Here is a 20,311-nt window from a genome sequence, read left to right as displayed (position 1 = left end):
CGCCGGGCGGTCAGAGGCGGCCGTTGGCGCGCAGCAGGAGGAGCGCCTGCACGGTCCGGTGTCCGCGCCACTCGAGGGCGGCGGCCGGGGACCAGCTGTCGAAGTCGACGGTCCACCCGCCGTCGTCCTGCTGGCCCGCGGCCAGCCGGTCGAGCTCGGCGTCGACGACCCCGGCGGCGAACAGCGACCGGGCCGGGCCACCGGGCAGCGGGGCGAAGTCCAGCGGGCGCATGTGCTCGTCCTGGGCACCCCCGGCCACGTGCAGCAGCCCGTCCGCCGGCACGTGCGGCCGCAGCCGATCGACCAGCTCACCGGCCTCCGGGCGGGTCACGGCCGCGGCGTCGAGGAACCGCACCGCGAAGGCCAGCTCCATGGCGTGCGTGCCGCCGCCGAGCCGGCCGACGGCATCCAGGCAGTACCCGGTCGCCCGGTCCAGCCACGGGTGCCCGGCCACGGTCGGGTCCCCGGCGGCGACCTGGTGCGCCGTCGCGGCGACGACGGCGGTGATCTGCAGCGAGGATCGGGTGGGGTCCGCCCGCACCCAGAACGGCGCGCACCCGGCCGGGTCGGGCACCGGCAGCGCGAACGGCAGGCCGCCGTCGGGCAGGCTCACGGCCGCCAGCCAGTCGCAGAGCTCGCCCGCACGCGGCGTGGTCGCGGGGACGACGTCGGCGAACACCTCCAGGGCGTGCAGCGCGCCGCCCGGCTGGCTGGTCGCCGAGCGCAGGTCGGGCTCCAGCCCCCACCCGTAGCCGCCGTCGGCGTTGCGGTACCCGTCGACGGCGGCCAGCACCGGCTCCGGCGACCCGCCGGCGAACAGCAGCTCGAAGCGACGGCGGTCGAGCACCCGCCCGGCGGTGGCGAGGAAGGCGGCGGCGGCGCCGAGGTCGACGGTCACCGCGCCAGCTTTCCGGAGATCCGGACCTCGCGGGACGGCAGCCGACCTCGCGGTCCACCGCGCGGCCCGCGGACCGACCGCGGGGTCGCCCCCGCACGCGGTGCGGACGGCTGTTTCCCGTGAAACCGCACCGCACCCGCGGGCGGCGCGGTCACCCCGGATCCGTCGACGGTGGCGCCACCCCGAGCGCGATCGTCAGCTCCAGGACCGTCTGCGGGTCCTCCAGCACGGGCCCGTAGAGCTCGCGCAGCTGGGTCATCCGGTAGCGCACCGTCTGCGGGTGCACGAAGAGCGCGGCAGCCACCTGGTCGCGCCGACCGTGGTGGAGCAGCCAGCTCCGCAGCGTCTCGGTGAGCTTCTCGCGCGCGGTCTCCCCCACCGTCGCCAGCGGGGCCAGCGCACGGGCCCGGAGGTCGGCCAGCGCCTCCTCGTCGGCACGCAGGACCAGCTCCGCCAGCCGCGCATCGGTGTCCAGCGGCCCGTCGTCCTCCGCGACGACGTCCAGCCGCAGCGCCCGCAGCGCCCGGCCGTACGAGGCCTGCACACCCCACCAGGGCCGGGCGGGGCCGACCACGGCGCGACGACCCGCCAGACCGCGCAGCAACGCGCCGCGGGCGGCGCCCTCCGCGTCCGGGACCAGCAGCACCGACAGCTCCCGCGGGGCGTCCGTCCCCGGCAGGTCCTCGGTCGCGACCAGGGTGCGGGGGTCCAGGGAGACCAGAGCTCCCCGCACGCGCCCCTCGGGCAGCAGCACGGCGGTCAGCGTGCGAGGCGGGGTCCACTCGGCGCGCTGCGCCATCTCGGCGAGCTCGGCATGCGGGCTGCCGGTGAGCAGCCCGCGCGCCAGCCGCTCGCGGAGGCGCTGGCGCTCGCGACTGCTGGACGCGAGCTCGTCGGCGTGGCCGGCGACGCTGGCGGCGGAGAGCCGGTCGATGTAGGCGAACACCAGCTCGGCGAAGCGGGCCAGCGACATGGGGTCCAGCCCGGCGCGGACGGCGGTGGCGCTCATGTCCCGCCACGAGACGCGTGCGCCCACCCGGTAGGCGGCCAGCAGCGCGTCCATCGACCGGCCGCTGCGCGCCTCTCCGCGCCCCAGCGCGTAGGCGGCCTCGACGACGGGCCCGCCCGGGGTGCCGGCGTCCACGCCGCCCCCGTCGACGGCGACCTGCAGGAACCCCCGCAGCGCCATCTCGACCGCGGTCGAGATCTTCCGGCCCATCGGGCCGAGGAAGGCGTCGGCGTAGCTCGGGACGCCCACGATGATCTCCTCGACGGCCCGCTCGGCCACCGCCGGCAGATCGGCGCGCATCGCCTCCGCCACGGCCTCCGGGAACGGTGCAGGGTCTACCGGCATCACGGCTCCTTTGTTCTCAGGGAACAGAAGCTACCGCCCGATTCACGTCCACGGCACAGGTATTTGGTCGCCCGGCTGGGAAAGCTCAAGACCATGACCGCAACCGCTCCGCGCCCCGCCGCGCCACGCCCGCCGGCGCGGAGCGCGCTGCGCGACCGGGTGCTCAAGTTCGCCGAGCTGGTGACCACCCCGCTGCTCCCGGTCGACTACCTCGACCTGTTCGACCCGCTCCGCTCCGGGGCCGCGCTGCGCGGCCGGATCGAGGCCGTCCACCGGGAGACCCGGGACGCCGCCTCGATCGTCATCCGCCCGGGACGCGACTGGCTGCCGCACGTGCCCGGCCAGTACGTGCGCATCGGCATCGACATCGACGGCGTCCGCCAGTGGCGCGCCTACTCGATCACCTCGGTGCTCGACCGCGCCGACGGCTGCTTCACCATCACGGTCAAGGCCATCCCGGACGGGAAGGTCAGCAACCACCTGGTGCACCGGGTGCAGCCGGGCACGGTCGTCCAGCTCGACCAGGCCACCGGGGAGTTCTGCCTGCCCGAGCAGGTGCCCGCGAAGGCCCTGTTCGTCACCGCCGGCTCCGGCATCACGCCGGTCATGGGGATCCTGCGCAACTCCGTGGACCGGCTGGCCGACACCGTCCTGGTGCACTCCGCGCCCACCGCCGAGGACGTCGTCTTCGGCGAGGAGCTGCGGCGGATGGCCGCCGAGGGCCGGATCCGGCTGATCGAGCAGCACACCGACAGCGCCGGGATGCTCGACGCCCGGTCCATCGCCGAGCTCGTGCCCGACCTGCACGAGCGCGCCACCTGGGCGTGCGGCCCGGTGGGCATGCTCGAGGCGCTCGAGGAGCACTGGGCGTCGGTGGGGATCGCCGACCGGCTCTACACGGAGCGCTTCCGGCCGCGCGTCCTGGTCACCGGCGAGGGCGGCACGGTGTCGTTCACGAAGAACGGCACGACCGTCGAGGCCGACGGCGCGACGCCGATCCTCGACGCCGCCGAGGAGGCCGGGGTGCTCATGCCCAGCGGCTGCCGGATGGGCATCTGCTACGGCTGCGTGCTGCCCCTCCGCGAGGGCGCCGTCCGCGACCTGCGCAACGGAGAGATCACCACCGCGGAGGACGTCGGCGACGGCGTCCTCATCCAGACCTGCGTCAGCGCCGCCGCCGGCGCCTGCGCCATCGACCACTGACCCAGCCCCCCGACCGAGGAGCGCACACGATGACCGTCCTGCAGAAGAAGCCCGAGAACCCGATCGCCCACCTCACGCCCGAGGACGTCGAGCTCATCGGCAAGGAGCTAGACACCATCCGCCAGGAGGTGCGCGACAGCCTCGGCGAGGACGACGCCAAGTACATCCGCACGGTCATCGACGTGCAGCGCAAGCTCGAGCTGGGCAGCCGCGCGGTCCTGCTGTTCTCCAAGTTCCCGCCGGCCTGGGTGCTGGGCACCGTGGGGCTGTCGGTCGCCAAGATCCTCGAGAACATGGAGATCGGGCACAACATCCTGCACGGCCAGTGGGACTGGATGCGCGACCCGAAGATCCACTCCACGACGTGGGAGTGGGACATGGCCAGCCCGGCCGAGCAGTGGAAGCACTCGCACAACGAGCTGCACCACACGTACACGAACGTCGTCGGCAAGGACAACGACCTCGGCTACGGCATCATGCGCGTCGACGAGGACCAGAAGTGGGTGCCGCTGTACCTGGCGCAGCCGCTCTGGAACTTCATCAACGCCTGCTTCTTCGAGTACGGCATCGCCGCCTACGACCTCGAGCTCGGCAAGAACCTGGCGACCAAGAAGCGCCGGCAGAACCCGAAGTTCCGGGCCGACGCCAAGAACGTGCTGAAGAAGATCCGCAAGCAGATGACCAAGGACTACGTCGTCCACCCGCTGCTGTCGGGCCCGTCGTTCGTGCCCACCCTGGCCGCGAACTTCACCGCCAACGTGGTGCGCAACCTGTGGTCGCACTCGGTGATCATGTGCGGGCACTTCCCCGAGGGCGTCGAGACCTTCGAGAAGACCTCGATCGACGGCGAGACCCGCGGCGAGTGGTACCTGCGCCAGATGCTGGGCTCGGCGAACATCTCGGGCAGCAAGGCCATGCACATCATGACCGGCAACCTGAGCCACCAGGTGGAGCACCACCTGTTCCCCGACATCCCGAGCAACCGGTACGCCGAGATCGCGCCGAAGGTGAAGGACATCTTCGACCGGTACGGCCTGACCTACCACTCCGCCCCGCTGTACAAGCAGGTCGCGAGCGCCTGGCACAAGGTCATCCGGCTCTCGCTGCCCAACGGCTGGCTCGCCGAGACGACGCCGAAGAACGCCCCCGCGCAGGTGGTCAAGCTGGTCCGCATGACCACCGGCGGCAAGAAGGTCCGCCGCCAGCTGATGCGCCAGGCCGCCGCCTGAGCCCCGCGCAGCGCTGAACGCCAGAAGCCCAGACCCGTCGTGGTTCTGGGCTTCTGGCGTTCAGCGGTCAGCGCCTCACCCCTGGCCGGGCACGTCGAGCGACCGCAGCGAGTCCGGGTCGCTGATCGGCACCTCGCGGACAGGCCCGTCGGCGTCGGGATCCACGACCTCGCCCCGGCCAGGAAGGCGGCGACCTGCCCCTGCGCCTGCATCGCGGCCGCGCAGCGGGAGCTGCTCCTCGAAGAACCAGCGGCTGGCGTCGGGGCTGTTCGGCGCTCACCCCGCGACGTGTAGCCGCCCCGCTCCGGGAGTGCCGACCGGGACCGCAGAGGTTTCCCGTGGAACAGCGACCCGTCAGTACACCCGGCCGTTGCGCACCCGGAGGTTCCCGCCCTGGAATCGCTGGGAGTACGACCCGTCGATGCCCGCGGAGCCGTCCGTCACCGGGTAGCCGAGGTAGCCGTTCTCCCAGCCGCGGGCGCTCCAGGCGTCGCGGATCGCAGCGGGGACGACGGAGGCCCGCGTTCCCGCCCACCCGGCCACCGGGCCGGCCGCGTAGACGGACCCGCCCTGGAAGTGCTGGCCGCAACCGCCGTCGCGCAGGCCGCAGAAGGTGTCGCTGGTCGGCAGGCCGAGAACGCCGTGCTCCCAGCCTTGTCGGGCCCACGCCGTCTTGATCGAGCCGACGACGGTGAGGGTGCCGGAGCGCGTCTGGTAGATCGACCCGCCTTGGAAGTGCTGGCCGCAGGCGCCGTCGCGCAGGCCGCAGAAGGTGTCCGACGTCGGTCGGCCGATGGCCCCGCGCTCCCAGCCCTGCGCCCCCCACCGGTCGCGGATGGGGCCGAGGACGGTGAAGGTGCCGGTCCGCGTCTGGTACACCGACCCGCCCTGGAAGTGCTGCCCGCGGACCCACTCCAGGCCGGGGGCGGCGAACGGCTCGGAGGTCGGGTAGCCCAGCGCACCGGTCTCCCAGCCCTGACCCGCCCAGCGACCGATGACCTCCGGCGCGATGACCCGCGCTCCCGACGAGGGTGACCAGTAGATCGACCCACGCTGGAAGTGCTGGCCGCAGCCGCCGTCGCGCAGCCCGCAGAAGGTGGACGTCGTGGGGTAGCCGAGGTCCCCGTTCTCCCAGCCCTGCCCCGCCCACCGGTCCCTGACGGGGCCGCGGACGGTCCGGGACCCGGTCGAGGAGCTCCAGTAGACGGACCCACCCTGGAAGTGCTGCCCGCAACCGCCGTCGCGCAGCCCGCAGAAGGTGGACGTCGTCGGGTAGCCCAGGATCCCGCGCTCCCAGCCCTCGGCCGACCAGCCGGCCCGGGTCACCGGGTCGACCCGCGCCGGTGCGGTGGCGACCGAGTGGTAGATGGACCCGTGCTCGAAGTGCTGGCCGCAGCCGCCGCCGGGTAGGTCGCAGAACGTGTCCGAGACCGGGTTGCCGATCGATCCCGGCACCGGCACGCCCGTTCCTCCGCCCTCGGCCTGCCAGGCGTCGTGCAGCTCGCCATCGGTGAAGGCCCAGGCCGACGAGGAGCCCTGGAACCAGTAGATCCGGCCGTGCTCGAAGTCCTGCAGGCAGTAGTCGAGGCCGCCGCAGAGCTTCACGTCGAGGGGCGCACCGAGCACCCCTGCCTCGCCGCCGAGCGCCGCGTGCTTGGCCTCGACCAGGTTCCCGTCGACGCCAGGGATTCCGGCTTGGGCGACCCCGACCGGTGCGGCCACCGGCGTCGGCTGCTCGTGCGGGCCCTGCTCCGCCCCGGCCGGGGCGGGTACGGCGAGCGTCGCCGTCAACGTGGCGGCCAGCAGCCCGCCGCGCACCAGTCGTGCGCGCACCCGCCAAGCACCGTGCACGGATCCCCCTCGCCCCGGGCCCGCGGCGTGCGAGCAGGCAGGAAGGTACGGATCCGCCTGCACCACCTCCGGCGAGACACGCCGGTACCGCTTGCGGCGGTCGGAGATCGGCCGGCCACCGCATCTCGGGCGTCGACGAGTCGATCCGGCCCCCATCCCCGCCGGCCGGCCACCGGACGGCGCGAGGCCCAGGACCGATGCGGTCCTGGGACTCGAGCACATGCTGGGTGCTAGTTGGCCATGTCGACGAAGCGGCTGTAGTGGCCCTGGAAGGCGACGGTGACGTTGGCGGTCGGGCCGTTGCGGTGCTTGACCAGCATGATGTCGGCCTCGCCGGCCCGCGGGGACTCCTTCTCGTACATGTCCTCGCGGTGGATCATCATGACCATGTCGGCGTCCTGCTCGATCGAGCCGGACTCGCGGAGGTCGGACAGCATCGGCTTCTTGTCCTGACGCTGCTCGGAGCCACGGTTCAGCTGCGACATCGCGATGACCGGGACCTCGAGCTCCTTGGCCAGGAGCTTCAGCGCACGGGAGAACTCCGAGACCTCCTGCTGACGGCTCTCGACGCGCTTGCCGGAGGTCATCAGCTGGAGGTAGTCGATGACCACGAGCTTGAGGTCGTTGCGCTGCTTGAGCCGCCGCGCCTTGGCCCGGATCTCCATCATCGTCATGTTCGGCGAGTCGTCGATGTAGAGCGGGGCGTCGGCCACCTCACCCATCCGGCGGGCCAGCTTCGCCCAGTCCTCGTCGGACAGCGTGCCGGCGCGCATGTGGTGCAGCGGCACCTTCGCCTCGGCCGACAGCAGACGCATGGTGATCTCGTGCTTGCTCATCTCCAGCGAGAAGATCACCGCGGGCATCTGGTGCTTCACCGTGGCCGAGCGTGCGATGTCCAGACCCAGCGTCGAGTTGTGGGTGGGGATGAAGCTCCGCCCGGCCAGGAAGAGGGAGTCCGGCGCGTCCACCTGGATGCAGCGCACGGGCACGCTGGCGATCGGCCTGACGTCGGTGATGAACCGGGCGCCGCGAGCGGTGAAGGTCCGTGCGCCACGCTCCTTGTGGAGCAACTTCTTGCGCTCGAGCTTGAAGACCTCGTCGTCGGTGCTGAAGGTGAGCGTGTAGCAGGTCGAGGAGGCCTCGGTGCGCCCGCGCACCCGCTTGGTGCTCAGCGTCACCCGGTGGCCGAGGCTCGCGATCAGTTCACGGGCGTCCTCGGCGAGCCGGCGGTTGGTGACGGCGAACTGCACGGCCCCACCCGGCGTGACGGTGCCGTCGGTGTCGAGCAGGCCGGCCAGCAGCGCCCGCCGCTGGGCCACGGACCCCCGGAGGTACGCGAGGGGGATGTGCTTGTCGTCGAGCACCCCCAGCCCGCGCAGGAGTGCCTTGACCGTGCCGTGGTCGTTCCGGCAGGCCTGGCACTGGGTGAACCCGGCGGAGGGACCACCGCAGTCGGGGCAGGAGGCCCTTCGCCCCACGCCACCGCTGGCGCGCAGCGCGCCACCGCACGTCTTGCCACAGGTCTGCACCTGCGACGTCCGTGGCAGGAAGAGCTCGCCGCACATCGGGCAAGTCCGCATCTCCGCGGAGACCTGCGCCGGCAGCCGCAATGAGTACCGACGGTCAGCCCCGGTCGGCTGCGCCACCAGCCCCTCGGCCTCGATGTACACCGCGATCTCCGGGTCGGCACTGGTGAACTGGGCGGCCGCGGAAGTGCCGTCCCCCAGCCACACGCCGAGCGCGTACGGCGGGACGGGGAGATCGGCCGGCGGCAGGTCGAGGGGCAGGCAGTTGCGCACCGAGTGGTTGAGTCGGGCGTCCTTGGTCGCGCACCGGACGGTGCGCGCGATCTCCTCCGTCGTCCGCACCTCGGCGAACGTGCGCTGGTTGCGGTACCCGTTGTACCCGGTGCGCGCCTGCTGGGCGGATCGGCGGCTGGCCCGCGTCTCCGTCAGCCACTGGTGCTGGGCATCGGCCACGATGACCGAGCCGTCGGAGAAGTGCACCTCGAAGCAGGGCCGGTCGGCCATGACGTCGGTCGCCGCCACCACCGTGGTCGGCCGGCCGTCGGATCCCAGCACCCGGTCACCGACACTGATCTCGTCCATCGTCGTCCAGCCGGACGGCGTCGCGATCGGGGTGTCGAGGGCCAGGGCCTTGCCCACGCCCGGCCGCGCCGCGATGACGACCATCTGGCCGGCCTGCAGGCCGTTGGTGAGCTCGTCGAGGTCGCGGATGCCGGTCGGGACGCCGCGGGCGGTACCGCCGCGCGAGGCGATCGCGTCGAGCTCGTCCATCGTCGGCTGGAGCACGTCCTCGAGGCGCGAGTAGTCCTCGCTCATGCGCTTCTCGGTGACGTCGTAGATCTCCTGCTGGGCGCGGTCGACGATGTCGTCGACGTCGCCCTTCCCGCCGGCCGCGCCGTAGCCCAGCTGCACCACGCGGGTGCCGGCCTCCACCAGCCGCCGCAGCACCGCCTGCTCGGCCACGATCGCGGCGTAGTAGCCGGCGTTGGCCGCCGTCGGCGTGGACTGGATGAGCGTGTGCAGGTAGACCGCGCCGCCCATCTTGGACAGCTGGTCGGTCCGGTTGAGCTCCGCGGCGACGGTGATCGCGTCGGCCGGCTCACCCCGCCCGTAGAGGTCCAGGATGCAGTCGAAGATCACCTGGTGCGCCGGCCGGTAGAAGTCGTTGCCGTGCAAGACCTCCACGACGTCGGCGATCGCGTCCTTGCTCAGCAGCATGCCGCCGAGCACCGACTGCTCCGCCGCGACGTCCTGGGGCGGCTGCCGGTCGTACTCCGGCGCCGTCACGGACGGTCGGCTGAACTCGTCGGCCACCGCCACGGGGGTACCTCCATCTCCTTGCGGGCGCGCCCGCATCACCACCGCGCGCAGGGGAAGTACGCGAGCTCGGCGGACGGCGCCGTGCCGAACGTGTGTTCGGCACCTGCCTACCGGAGGGGTCCGACATCCCGGTCGTCCGCTCGGTGGCGGAGAGGACGTTAGGAAGCTCCGCAGGCCGCGTCCACCACAGGTGTGCACGTCGATCTGCACAACTTGTGGACAAGTCGGTGGACGGAGGCGTGTCGACATGTGGAGGGATCGGGGGACAGCGACCGTCCGTCCCCGCGGTCAGCGCCGCTGACCTGCACGGACCCTGCCCACCGGGTGTGGACGGGGAAAACCACGGAAGAATTTTCCGCGACACGCACCACGAGTCACAGCGGTGCGCGGTCGGCCGCCGGCGGGGGTCGGCGGCCGGTGCGCCGCCGGTGGGACCCGGCTCACAGGGGCTGCGCCCGGGGTGGTGGGGCGGGTGCCCCCGGGGCGCGCCGCCCGGGCCCTCAGCGGGCGGCAGAGACGGCAGAGGCACCCCTCCTGTCCACCGAGGCCCGCGCACGCTGGACGAGAGGCCCGGACGCCCTCAGGGCGTGGTGGCACGCACGGAGACCCGTGGCGGCAGAAGCCGGCTCGGAGACGCGACGAGGGGCGCCGGACAGCTGTCCGACGCCCCTCGTGGCCGACCTCCCTCCAGGGAGGTCCTGCACGTCAGCCTGCGACGACCTCGATCGTCAGCTGGGCGGTGACCTCCGGGTGCACCCGCACGGTGACGGTGTGCTGGCCCGTGGTCTTGATGCTGCTGGGCAGCTCGATCCGGCGGCGGTCGAGCTCCGGGCCACCGGCGGCCGTGACGGCCGCGGCGACGTCGGCGGTGGTGACCCGGCCGAACAGACGACCGCCGTCACCGGCGCGCGCCGGCACCTGGACGGTGAGCCCGGACAGGCGACCGGCCAGGGTCTGCGCCTCCTCGTGCGAGGCCACCTCCCGGGCGGCACGCGCCCGGCGCAGCGACTCGACCTGCTTCTCCGCGCCACGGGTGGCCTTGATGGCCAGGCCGCGGGGGAGGAGGTAGTTGCGGCCGTACCCGCCCTTGACCTCCACGGTGTCGCCGGAGGACCCGAGACCGGTGACCTCCTGCGTCAGGATCAGCTTCATCGTGCTCATGATCAGCGCGCCGTCGAGGTGTAGGGCAGCAGGGCCATCTCACGGCTGTTCTTCACGGCCGTGGCGACGTCCCGCTGGTGCTGGCTGCAGTTGCCGCTGACGCGGCGGGCACGGATCTTGCCGCGGTCGGAGATGAACTTCCGCAGCAGGGTCGTGTCCTTGTAGTCGATGTAGGTCGCCTTGTCCTTGCAGAACTGGCAGACCTTCTTCTTGGGCTTGCGAACAGGGGGCTTGGGCACCGGGGTTCTCCTGGTGAGATGTTGGAACGGCCTCGTCCCGAGGCTCGTCCCGAGCGTGCGAGGGATGAGAAGGACGAGGTCCTTCTAGAAGGGCGGCTCGTCCGACGGGCCGGCGGGAGTGGACCACGGGTCGCTCGCGCCACCACCGCCGCCGAAGCCACCGCCGCCGCCACCGCCACCGCTGAAGCCGCCGCCACCCTCACCGCGCGAGGCGCGGGTGACCTTGGCCGTGGCGTAGCGCAGCGAGGGGCCGATCTCGTCGACCTCGAGCTCCACGACCGTGCGCTTCTCGCCCTCCTTCGTCTCGAAGGAGCGCTGCTTGAGGCGACCGCTGACGATCACCCGCGAGCCACGGGTCAGCGACTCGGCCACGTTCTCCGCGGCCTGCCGCCACACGTTGCAGCGGAGGAACAGCGCCTCGCCGTCCTTCCACTCCTGCGACTGGCGGTCGAAGGTCCGCGGCGTCGAGGCCACGGTGAAGTTCGCGACGGCGGCGCCCGACGGCGTGAAGCGCAGCTCCGGATCGGCGGTCAGGTTGCCGATGACGGTGATGACGGTCTCGCCGGCCATGGTCAGTGGACCTCGGGCCGCATCAGCTTCGTGCGCAGGACCGACTCGTTGAGGTTCAGCTGCCGGTCGAGCTCGGCCACCGCGGCGGGCTCGGCCTGGATGTCGACGACGGCGTAGATGCCCTCGACGTGCTTCTTGATCTCGTAGGCCATGCGACGCCGGCCCCAGATCTCGGTCTTGACGGTGCCACCGGAGTTGGTGACGACAGTCAGGAACCGGTCGAGGGAGGGAGCGATGGTGCGCTCCTCCAGGTCGGGGTCGAGGATGACCATCAATTCGTAGTGACGCACGGAGAACCCCACCTCCTCTGGTCTTCGCGGCTGCAGGGCATCTGCAGCAGGAGGGTCGTACACGCGTCGCGCGCCCCGGCATGAGCCGGAACGCGCTGTCCCCAGGCTACCAGCGGCCGGGACCGGCGGGCCAGGCGCTGCCCGGACGGGGGACGACGGCGGTCAGCGGGACCCGCGGGCCGCCTGCGCGGTGCGGACCAGCGCCGCGGTGGCCCCGGCCAGGCTGACGACGGCGGCGAGCGCCGCGGCGGGCAGGGCGACCGGCTGCGCCCCCGCGGCGTCGAGCACCTGACCGGCGCCCTCGCCACCTGGCGCCGGCGTGCTGAGCCCGGCCAGCTGCCCGAACTCGGGGACCGACGCGCCGTCGTAGGTGCCCGCGACGCCCCCCGACCCGGCGCCCTCGGCGGTGAGGGCGGGCACCAGGAAACGGGACGGGTCGACGGCGGCCGCCGCGGCGCGGGCCCCCGGCAGGAGCTGGGCGGCCGGGGCGGAGCCGGTCTCGTACGTGTACTGGTCACCCGCCACGCCCTCCGGCGCCGGACCGGCCTCCGGGGCCGCGGGCTGCCCGGTCGACGGCGCCTGCGGGGCCTCCGGCGCCGGCTCGGGCGCAGGCCCGGCCGGCGGCGGCGTGGCCGGCAGCGTCACCGGCGGCAGCTGCGGCAGGTTGACCCCCGGGAGGTTCGGCAGCGGCAGCAGGGTGTTCACGACCAGCGGCTGCGGCCGGGGCAGCGGCGGCAGCAGCGCGGTGGCAGCGTCGACCAGCGGCTGGGTGAGCGCGGCGCCCGAGCTCATCGAGTAGCTGAAGCTGAGCCAGCAGCCGGCCACGCAGCTCTGGTCGAACCGCTCGGTGGCGCGCGCGCCGGGGGCCAGCTCGCGCTGCCCCGACGGGAGGGTGAGCGTGACCTCGGTGCTGGCGGTGACGCTGACCAGCGACGGCAGCAGCCCCCCTCCACCGACCTGCAGCGTCTTGTCCTGGAGCTCGTTGACGAAGGTGACCGAGCCGCCCTGGTCGATCGACACGACGAGCTGGGTGAGGTCGCGGATCGGCACGGTCGCCGTGGGGGCGGCGCTCGCGGTGGGGGTCGCCGCCACCGACGCGGCGGTCACGCCCAGCCAGCCCAGCAGGGCCACGGCGATGCCCCGGCGGGCCGAGCGTCGGATGCGACCCGTTGCCATGTTCTGCTACCTCCACGTCGACGTCACAGCTGCACCGGTGGGTAACCCCGGTCACAGCCTCAACGATGATGTGACCTCGGCGATACGGGTAAACGCGGATTTCGTCGACGAAGCGGAGATGAGCATGGGCAGCCACCCGATCGGCGTACACGTGGGTGCCGGCCTCACCGACGACGGCGCCCTCGACCGCGGCGGCCCGCTCGCCCGGGCCGCGGAGGTCGACGCCGACGCGGTGCAGGTCTTCCTCGCGGACCCGCAGGGCTGGAAGGCCCCGCGCCCGCGACCGGACGCCGCCGAGCTGCGCGGCTCCGACGTCGCCGTCTTCGTCCACGCCCCCTACGTCCTGAACGTCGCGACGACGAACAACCGCATCCGCATACCGAGCCGCAACCTGCTGGCCGGGCACGCCCGGGCCGCGGCCGACGTGGGCGCCCGCGGCCTGGTGGTGCACGGCGGGCACGTGCTGGCCGGCGACGACCCCGCGGTCGGCGTCGACAACTGGCGCAAGACCTTCGCCCGCCAGGCCGAGCAGGGCGGCTTCCCCGTTCCCGTGCTCGTCGAGAACACCGCCGGCGGGGGCAACGCCATGGCCCGCGACCTCGACGCCCTCGGCCGGCTCTGGGAGGCGATCGGCGGGTTCGGCGCCGGCTTCGTGCTGGACACCTGCCACGGCTGGGCCGCCGGCTGGGACCTGGGCTCCGTCGTCGACGCCGTCCGGGCGGTCACCGGCCGGATCGACCTGGTGCACCTCAACAACAGCCGGGACCCGGCGGGCTCCGGCCGCGACCGGCACGCGCCGCTGGACGGCGGGGAGATCCCGGCGGACGTGCTGGTCGAGGTGGCGCGGGCGGCCGGCTGCCCGGTCGTCCTGGAGACGCCGGGGGACGCCGCGGGGCACGCGGCGGAGATCGCGCTGCTACGCGCCGCGCTGGGCTGACCGGCGGAGCGCCCGGCGGTCCGGGGCGTGCTCCAGCGGGCCGCCCGCCGGGTCGTCCACGCCCGGCCAGCTGGTGCGCACGACGTCCCGGTCGGGGTCGAGCACGTCCCGGACCACCAGCGCCATGAGGACGACGACGGCCGCGTCGCGGAGCGTGACGGCGAGGAAGAACCACTCGACGTCGACACCGCGGTTGTCCGTGCCCAGGTACCAGAGCAGGCGCGGCACCCACAGCAGCGCCTCGGTCGCCTGCCAGGCCAGCAGCGAGCGCCACCGCGGCCGGGCCAGCACCGCGAGCGGGAGCAGCCACAGCGAGTACTGCGGGCTCCAGACCTTGTTGGTGAGCAGGAAGACGGCGACCAGCAGGAAGGCGACCTGGGCGACCCGGGGCCGCACCGGCGCGGCCAGCGTCAGCCAGGCCACCGCGGCGAGCCCGGCGAGCAGCACGACGGCGACGGCGGCGTTGAGCACGGTGGGGGTCTGCCCCTCGGCCAGCGGGCCGTCGAGCCACCCGTCCCCGGCCACGTGCAGGAAGAGGTTCCACAGCGAGTCCGGGTCGGCCGGCCGCGTGCTGTTGAGCGCGAAGAAGCGGGTCCAGTTCTCCGGTGCCAGCACCGCGACCGGCAGGTTGACCGCCGCCCAGGCGACCGCGGCCGCGGCCGCCGTCCGCGCCCAGAGGCGCAGCTGCCCGGACCGCCAGCACAGCAGCAGGAGCGCGCCGAGCAGGAAGGCCGGGTACAGCTTCGCGGCGACGCCGAGGCCCAGCAGCACCCCGGCGAGCACCGGGCGGTGCCGCGCCCACGCCCACATGCCCAGGGTGGCCAGCGCGACGGCGAACAGGTCCCAGTTGGTGAACGCGTGCACGACCAGCAGCGGGGAGAGCCCCACCATCGCCGCGTCCCAGGGGCGGCGGCCGGCCAGGGCCAGGGTGGCCCGCACGACGAGCAGCCCGCACGCCGTCAGCAGCAGGCAGGTCACCACGTAGTAGCTGAGCACCGGGGCGGCCTCGGGCAGCAGCCCCGAGGCCGCCGCCACCCGGTCGTAGCCGCCCGAGACCGCCGCGGCCAGCGCCATGAAGGCGCCGGTGAGCACCGGGTACTCGACGGCGGAGTCCAGGTAGGGGAGGGCACCGTCGTCCAGGCCGTGCAGGCCGAACAGCGGCACCGTGTCCGAGTAGCAGAAGTGCGTGTACTGGACGAAGCCCGCCCAGTCGCCGTCGGCGCACGGCGCCTGCTTCACCCACGCCAGCGCCAGCGCCAGGGTGGCGAAGAGCAGGCAGACCCGCAGCGGCGTCCAGAACAGGGCTCGGCCCGTGACGGCGTAGCGGCCCCACGGGCCGCCGACGGCCTCGCTGGCCTGGCGCGCGACCGGATCGGTCCAGGTGGGCACCACGCGGTCCGGGGCGGACGCCGGCGTCGTTCCACGTGGAACGACCACGGGCCCGTCCGCGGTGGCGGACGGGCCCGTGGGGGTGCTGCTCATGCCAGCAGTGTGCGTGATCGGTCAGCCGGGCGGCGGCGGGACGACCGGGCCGGGCGTGCCGGGCTGGGTGTCGCCACCCGCACCGCCACCCCCGCCGGGGTTGTTCCTGTCGCCCGGGATGGCCGGGTCGTTCGGCGCGGGGTCCTGCCGGTTCGGGAGGCCGTCACCGTCGGCGTCACCGTCGGGGTCGAGCGGCTGCTGGGTCGGCCGCGTCTGGACGCTCGGGTCGTTCGGGGCGAAGTCCTGGTCGTCCGGCACCCCGTCGCCGTCGGTGTCCACCGGCCGCGGGGCGGTCGTGGTGGGTGCACTCGTCGTCGTCGGCGCGGCCGGGGTCTCCACCGGCGGCGGCGCCTGGGTCGTCGGTGCGGGGACGCCCTCGCCGGTGTCGCCCTTGATCAGCGCCCGGTCCGGCAGGTCCTCCTCCGGGGTGCCGGCGAGGACGGTGTCCATGAAGCGCTGCCAGATGGCGCCGGGCAGCCCCGAGCCGTAGATGATCCGCCCGCGGGAGTCGACGATCGGGTCGCTGGGGGAGTCGTTGCCCATCCACACCGCGGTGGCGATGGAGGGGGTGTACCCGACCATCCACGCGTCGGAGTTGTTCTCGCCCTGCCCCTGGGTGCCGGTCTTGCTGGCGACCTCGCGGCCGTCGTCCAGGGCCCGGCGGGAGTAGGAGGCGACGTCCTTGAGCGCGACGGTGACGTCGTTGACGACGTCGCCCGGCAGGACCTGCTCCCCGTCGGTGGCGGCGGTCTGGTCGACCAGCACGGCGCCCTCGCCGTCGGTCACCTTCGCGACGAAGTGCGCGTCGCGGAAGACGCCGCCGGCGGCGAGCGTCGCGAAGCCCTGCGCCTGGTCGAACGGGCGCATCTCGTACTCACCGATGCCGATCGACGAGCCGGTGAGGCCCTCGGAGTTGGCCAGCACGGTCTTGCCCGCGAAGAAGTCGCTGCCTCCCCACGTGTCCGGCAGCCCCGTGGCCGCGAGGACCGTGTCGCGCACGTTCTCCGGGCCGACCTCGTAGGCCAGGCCGTAGAAGGTGGTGTTCAGCGAGCGCGTCATCGCCTCGGTCAGCGTGCAGGCCGGGCAGCTCGCACCGCCGGAGTTGGTCACCGGCTTGCCGGGTCGGTCGGGGAACTCCTGGTCGTCGCTGCCGTCGCGGCGGGCCTGGATCCCGATGCCCTGCTCGAGGGCCGTGGCCAGCACGTAGGGCTTGACCGACGACCCGGGCTGGCGCTTGGCCTGCGCGTAGTCGGTGCCGACGCCGTTCTCGCCGCCGTAGTAGGCGACGACCCCGCCGCTGCGGGGGTCGATGGCGACGAGTGCCTCGCGCAGCTCCTGCGGCTCCGGCGGCGCCGTCACCTCCTGGACGGCGGCCACGGCGGCGTCCTGCGCCGGCTTGCTGATCGTCGTCGTCACCTGCAGGCCACCGGCGTTGATCTGCTGCTCGTCGTAGCCGTACCGGTCCTGCAGCTCCTGGGTGACCTGCCGGACGATGTGGCCCTCGGGGCCCTCCGGCATGCCGAGCGTGGAGCCGGTCTTGGGCAGCACCGCCGGGTACTCCGAGGCGGCCCGCTCCTCCGCGGACAGCCAGCCCTCCTCGACCATCGCGTCGAGCACCAGGCCCCAGCGGTCCTGGGATCCCTCGGGGTTGGTCTCCGGGTCGTAGTTGGAGGGGCTCCGGATCAGGACGGCGAGCACCGCGGCCTGCTGCGCGGTGAGCTCCGCGGCCGGGACGCCGAAGTAGGTGTCGGCGGCGGCCTCGATGCCGTAGGCGCCGCGGCCGTAGTAGATGGTGTTGAGGTAGTTCTCGAGGATCTGCTCCTTCGAGAAGTTGTTGTCCAGCTTGATCGCCAGGAACAGCTCCTGGAACTTGCGGCTGAACGTCTGGTCGTGCGTCAGGAAGGCGTTCTTGACGTACTGCTGCGTGATGGTCGAGCCGCCCTGCGTGGAGCCGCCGGTCAGGTTGTTCCAGGCGGCCCGCACGATGCCGGTGAAGGAGATGCCGGGATCGGAGTAGAAGCTGCGGTTCTCGGCGGCCAGGACCGCGCGCTGCGCCGGCTCGCTGATCTCCGCCAGCGGCACGTTGGTGCGGTTCTCGTCACCGAGCCGCGCCATCTCGGTCACGCCGTCGGAGTAGTAGAGCACCGTCGTCTGCTTGGTCGACACCGAGTCGGGGCTCGGCACCTCGGTGCTGGCGTAGACCACGCCGACGAAGACGCACATCAGCGCGAGCAGCCCACCCGTGATCGCGGCGGTGATCTTCAGCCGGCGGGCGCGGCGCTGCTTCTTGCTGCGCGCCGCCTTGCCCTTGGCCCCGGTCGGCCGGCCCGGGGGACGGCCCGAGCCGGTGCGCGAGGCCGTCGTCCCGCCGCGCGCGGGCGGCCGCCCGCCGCCGGACGGGCGACCACCGCCGGGGGGACGGCCGGTGCCGCCCCCGCCCCCGGTGCTGCGGGTACGGGCGGCCGGCGGCCGGCGCACCGAGCCGGCCCGCGGTGCGACGGGCGAGGTCTCGTCGTGGCTGGGCACGAGCACACCCCTTCCTGGGCTGTCATGGTCGACGCCGGGCACCTGCCCGGACGCAGCGGTTCGTCTTCAGCTGTGGCAGCGGAGAGGGCCCGCTCCGTCGCGGGCCCGGTGGCACGGTGGGGGGCCGGCAGCCGGCCGGTCCGTCACCGCTCGGGAGCGGCCCGGCGCCGGCTGCGGCGGGCCCTGCGACCCGGCTCGGGTTCGGCACCGAGGACGTACGAGCAGTCCAGGTGGTTCCAGCCGCACCCGCGGCACACCTCGACCCGGTAGACGGAGAACTCGTCCTGGGCGGCGTCCATGCGGGCGAGCTCGGCCTCGGTCTTGGCCTGGCCGGCCACCGGCCCGAGGTTCTCGCCGTACACGTAGTTCACCAGGGTGAGGCGCTCACGTCGGCAGACCGGGCAGGCGGCGTCGGTCGGCTCTCCGTGGTACTTCGCCGCCCGCGAGAGGTACGGACTGGCGTCGCACACCTCGGACAACCCCGTGCGCCCCGTTCGTACTCCCGCGAGGACGGCTCGCCGCTGCAGCGAGTAGTCCACGACGGAACGACGTCCGGGCACGGCGGCCAATGTACGCACCAGGCCCTGGTCCGTGGGGTGACCGAGCACGCTACCCGCCCCGGGTGACCCACCCGCCCCACGCCTCGGGATGGAGTGCGCGGACCGATCGATGTATCGTGCCGATACATCGACTGCAGGCGCGACCGGGGAGGGCGACGTGCTCGAGTTCGCCATCCTCGGCCTGCTGCACCAGGCGCCGATGCACGGGTACGAGTTGCGCAAGCAGCTCGCCGCGGTGCTCGGCGGGCTGCGCAGCATCTCCTACGGATCGCTGTACCCCGCGCTGCGGCGGATGCAGGCGGCCGGGCTGATCTCCACCGACGAGCCCGCGCCGCGTGCCCTGCTGCCGGCCGACGCACCGCCGCTGACCGGCCGACGCGGCAAGGTGGTCTACACGATCACCGCGGAGGGCAAGGAGCGCTTCCACGAGCTGGTCAGCCAGACCGGCCCGGAGGCCTACGACGACGGCGGGCTCTTCGGCGTCCGCCTGGCCTTCTTCCGGCACACGGCGCGCGACGTGCGGCTGCGGATCCTCGAGGGCCGCCGGCGCACCGTGGAGCGGCAGCGCGAAGGGTTGCGGTCCTCACTGGCGCGGACCCGCGAACGGCTCGACCGCTACACCCTCGAGCTCCAGCGCCACGGTCTGGAGTCGGTGGACCGCGAGGTCCGCTGGCTCTCCGAGCTCATCGACAGCGAACGGGCGGAGTCCGGCGACCGGCCGGCGCCCCGCGCGGGCGAGGACGACGGGCCGGCCGGTGCGCAGCACGTCCCGACCTAGCAGACGGTCATGCACCACCACCACCGACCAGCGGGCCAGCCCGCCCGAGACAGCAGCGGACCACCACCGGTCCGAGCCCAGCGGACCACCTCGGTCCAGGAGTAAGGAGAGTCATGGGGTCAGTCAAGGTCGCCATCGTCGGCGTCGGCAACTGCGCCGCCTCGCTCGTGCAGGGCGTGCACTACTACCGCGACGCCGACGAGACCACGTCCGTCCCGGGCCTGATGCACGTCCGCTTCGGCGAGTACCACGTGTCCGACGTCGAGTTCGTCGCCGCGTTCGACGTGGACGCCAAGAAGGTCGGCCGCGACCTCTCCGAGGCCATCGTCGCCAGCGAGAACAACACCATCAAGATCTGCGACGTCCCGCCGCTGGGCGTGACCGTGCAGCGCGGGACCACCCTCGACGGCCTGGGCAAGTACTACCGCGAGATGGTCGAGGAGTCCGACGAGCAGCCGGTCGACGTCGTCGCCGCCCTGCGCGACTCGGGCGCCGACGTGCTCGTCTGCTACCTGCCGGTCGGCTCGCAGCAGGCCGCCGAGTTCTACGCGCAGGCCGCGCTGGACGCCGGCGTCGCCTTCGTCAACGCCCTCCCGGTCTTCATCGCCGGCACCAAGGAGTGGGCGGACAAGTTCACCGCCGCGGGTGTGCCCATCGTCGGCGACGACATCAAGAGCCAGGTGGGCGCCACCATCACCCACCGGGTGCTCGCCAAGCTGTTCGAGGACCGCGGCGTGCAGCTCGACCGCACCATGCAGCTGAACGTCGGCGGCAACATGGACTTCAAGAACATGCTCGAGCGCGAGCGCCTGGAGTCCAAGAAGATCTCCAAGACCCAGGCCGTCACCAGCCAGGTCGAGCGCGACATGGGCGCGGGCAACGTGCACATCGGCCCGTCGGACCACGTGCCGTGGCTGAGCGACCGGAAGTGGGCCTACGTCCGCCTCGAGGGCCGCGCGTTCGGCGACGTCCCGCTGAACCTGGAGTACAAGCTCGAGGTCTGGGACTCCCCGAACTCGGCCGGCATCATCATCGACGCCGTCCGCGCCGCGAAGATCGCCCAGGACCGCGGCATCGGCGGCCCGATCCTGTCGGCGTCCTCGTACTTCATGAAGTCGCCGCCGGTGCAGTACAGCGACAGCGAGGCACGCGACGCCGTGGAGGCCTTCATCCGCGGGGACGTCGAGCGCTGAGCCACCACCGGGCATAGG

The 20,311-nt window shown here is 73.1% G+C and carries 17 protein-coding genes; 5 read left to right on the top strand and 12 right to left on the bottom strand.

Features of this window, described 5'->3' with window-relative positions; translation table 11 throughout:
* Nucleotides 1–10 precede the first annotated feature (10 nt).
* Both E9549_RS10810 and E9549_RS10805 read right to left on the bottom strand, forming a co-directional pair.
* Nucleotides 11–898, bottom strand: a complete 888-nt coding sequence (locus E9549_RS10810; RefSeq protein ID WP_236826539.1) for a hypothetical protein — start codon at nucleotides 896–898, stop codon at nucleotides 11–13.
* Between the two features lie 151 nt (nucleotides 899–1,049).
* Entirely contained in the window at nucleotides 1,050–2,252 is a 1,203-nt protein-coding gene (locus E9549_RS10805; protein ID WP_236826538.1) for a CdaR family transcriptional regulator, read from the bottom strand.
* A 93-nt stretch (nucleotides 2,253–2,345) separates the two neighbouring features.
* Between E9549_RS10805 and E9549_RS10800 the strand changes: the two genes are divergently transcribed.
* Together E9549_RS10800 and E9549_RS10795 are read left to right on the top strand one after the other, a co-directional pair.
* A complete protein-coding gene (locus E9549_RS10800) occupies nucleotides 2,346–3,455 on the top strand; it encodes a ferredoxin reductase (protein WP_236826537.1) in 1,110 nt (369 codons plus the stop codon).
* A 29-nt stretch (nucleotides 3,456–3,484) separates the two neighbouring features.
* Entirely contained in the window at nucleotides 3,485–4,684 is a 1,200-nt protein-coding gene (locus tag E9549_RS10795) for an acyl-CoA desaturase (RefSeq protein ID WP_236826536.1), read from the top strand.
* 354 nt (nucleotides 4,685–5,038) lie between these two features.
* Here E9549_RS10795 and E9549_RS10790 read toward each other — a convergent pair whose 3' ends face one another.
* The 7 genes from E9549_RS10790 to E9549_RS10760 all read right to left on the bottom strand — a co-directional run bounded on the left by E9549_RS10790 (nucleotide 5,039) and on the right by E9549_RS10760 (nucleotide 12,817).
* The gene (locus E9549_RS10790) at nucleotides 5,039–6,517 is read right to left on the bottom strand and encodes a hypothetical protein (RefSeq protein ID WP_236826535.1); all 1,479 of its coding nucleotides are present in this window, start codon (nucleotides 6,515–6,517) and stop codon (nucleotides 5,039–5,041) included.
* 248 nt (nucleotides 6,518–6,765) lie between these two features.
* The gene (dnaB, locus tag E9549_RS10785; RefSeq protein ID WP_236826534.1) at nucleotides 6,766–9,381 is read right to left on the bottom strand and encodes a replicative DNA helicase; all 2,616 of its coding nucleotides are present in this window, start codon (nucleotides 9,379–9,381) and stop codon (nucleotides 6,766–6,768) included.
* Between the two features lie 705 nt (nucleotides 9,382–10,086).
* Nucleotides 10,087–10,533: a 50S ribosomal protein L9 gene (gene rplI / locus E9549_RS10780; protein ID WP_236826533.1), complete on the bottom strand. Its 447-nt coding sequence runs from the start codon at nucleotides 10,531–10,533 to the stop codon at nucleotides 10,087–10,089.
* 11 nt (nucleotides 10,534–10,544) lie between these two features.
* On the bottom strand, nucleotides 10,545–10,781 hold the full coding sequence (gene rpsR, locus E9549_RS10775) for a 30S ribosomal protein S18 (RefSeq protein ID WP_073422051.1): 237 nt from the start codon (nucleotides 10,779–10,781) through the stop codon (nucleotides 10,545–10,547).
* An 84-nt stretch (nucleotides 10,782–10,865) separates the two neighbouring features.
* Nucleotides 10,866–11,351 carry a single-stranded DNA-binding protein gene (locus E9549_RS10770; protein WP_236826532.1) on the bottom strand — a complete coding sequence of 162 codons (486 nt, stop codon included), beginning with the start codon at nucleotides 11,349–11,351 and terminating at the stop codon, nucleotides 10,866–10,868.
* 2 nt (nucleotides 11,352–11,353) lie between these two features.
* Nucleotides 11,354–11,641, bottom strand: a complete 288-nt coding sequence (rpsF, locus tag E9549_RS10765; protein WP_236826531.1) for a 30S ribosomal protein S6 — start codon at nucleotides 11,639–11,641, stop codon at nucleotides 11,354–11,356.
* Between the two features lie 162 nt (nucleotides 11,642–11,803).
* Complete coding sequence (locus E9549_RS10760) at nucleotides 11,804–12,817, bottom strand: hypothetical protein (protein WP_236826530.1); 1,014 nt, start codon at nucleotides 12,815–12,817, stop codon at nucleotides 11,804–11,806.
* Between the two features lie 118 nt (nucleotides 12,818–12,935).
* Here E9549_RS10760 and E9549_RS10755 point away from each other — a divergent pair, with 118 nt between their 5' ends.
* Nucleotides 12,936–13,754, top strand: a complete 819-nt coding sequence (locus E9549_RS10755) for a deoxyribonuclease IV (RefSeq protein WP_236826529.1) — start codon at nucleotides 12,936–12,938, stop codon at nucleotides 13,752–13,754.
* Here E9549_RS10755 and E9549_RS10750 read toward each other — a convergent pair.
* The 3 genes from E9549_RS10750 to E9549_RS10740 all read right to left on the bottom strand — a co-directional run bounded on the left by E9549_RS10750 (nucleotide 13,734) and on the right by E9549_RS10740 (nucleotide 18,322).
* Nucleotides 13,734–15,236, bottom strand: a complete 1,503-nt coding sequence (locus tag E9549_RS10750) for a glycosyltransferase family 87 protein (protein ID WP_236826528.1) — start codon at nucleotides 15,234–15,236, stop codon at nucleotides 13,734–13,736. The two genes, E9549_RS10755 and E9549_RS10750, sit on opposite strands and share 21 nt — an antisense overlap.
* 21 nt (nucleotides 15,237–15,257) lie before the next feature.
* Complete coding sequence (locus E9549_RS10745) at nucleotides 15,258–17,762, bottom strand: transglycosylase domain-containing protein (protein ID WP_236826527.1); 2,505 nt, start codon at nucleotides 17,760–17,762, stop codon at nucleotides 15,258–15,260.
* A gap of 143 nt (nucleotides 17,763–17,905) precedes the next feature.
* Complete coding sequence (locus E9549_RS10740) at nucleotides 17,906–18,322, bottom strand: DUF5318 family protein (RefSeq protein WP_236826526.1); 417 nt, start codon at nucleotides 18,320–18,322, stop codon at nucleotides 17,906–17,908.
* Nucleotides 18,323–18,479: 157 nt separating this feature from the next.
* On the opposite strand from E9549_RS10740, the gene E9549_RS10735 reads away from it, so the two are divergent.
* Nucleotides 18,480–19,100 carry a PadR family transcriptional regulator gene (locus E9549_RS10735; RefSeq protein WP_236826525.1) on the top strand — a complete coding sequence of 207 codons (621 nt, stop codon included), beginning with the start codon at nucleotides 18,480–18,482 and terminating at the stop codon, nucleotides 19,098–19,100.
* A 113-nt stretch (nucleotides 19,101–19,213) separates the two neighbouring features.
* Entirely contained in the window at nucleotides 19,214–20,293 is a 1,080-nt protein-coding gene (locus E9549_RS10730) for an inositol-3-phosphate synthase (protein ID WP_236826524.1), read from the top strand.
* Nucleotides 20,294–20,311: the final 18 nt, after the last annotated feature.

Source organism: Blastococcus sp. MG754426, from assembly GCF_021699055.1.
In the GTDB taxonomy this organism is placed as follows: Bacteria; Actinomycetota; Actinomycetes; order Mycobacteriales; family Geodermatophilaceae; genus Blastococcus.
The sequence above is the reverse complement of the archived record's forward strand: the minus strand, read 5'-3'. Positions and strand labels throughout refer to the sequence as shown.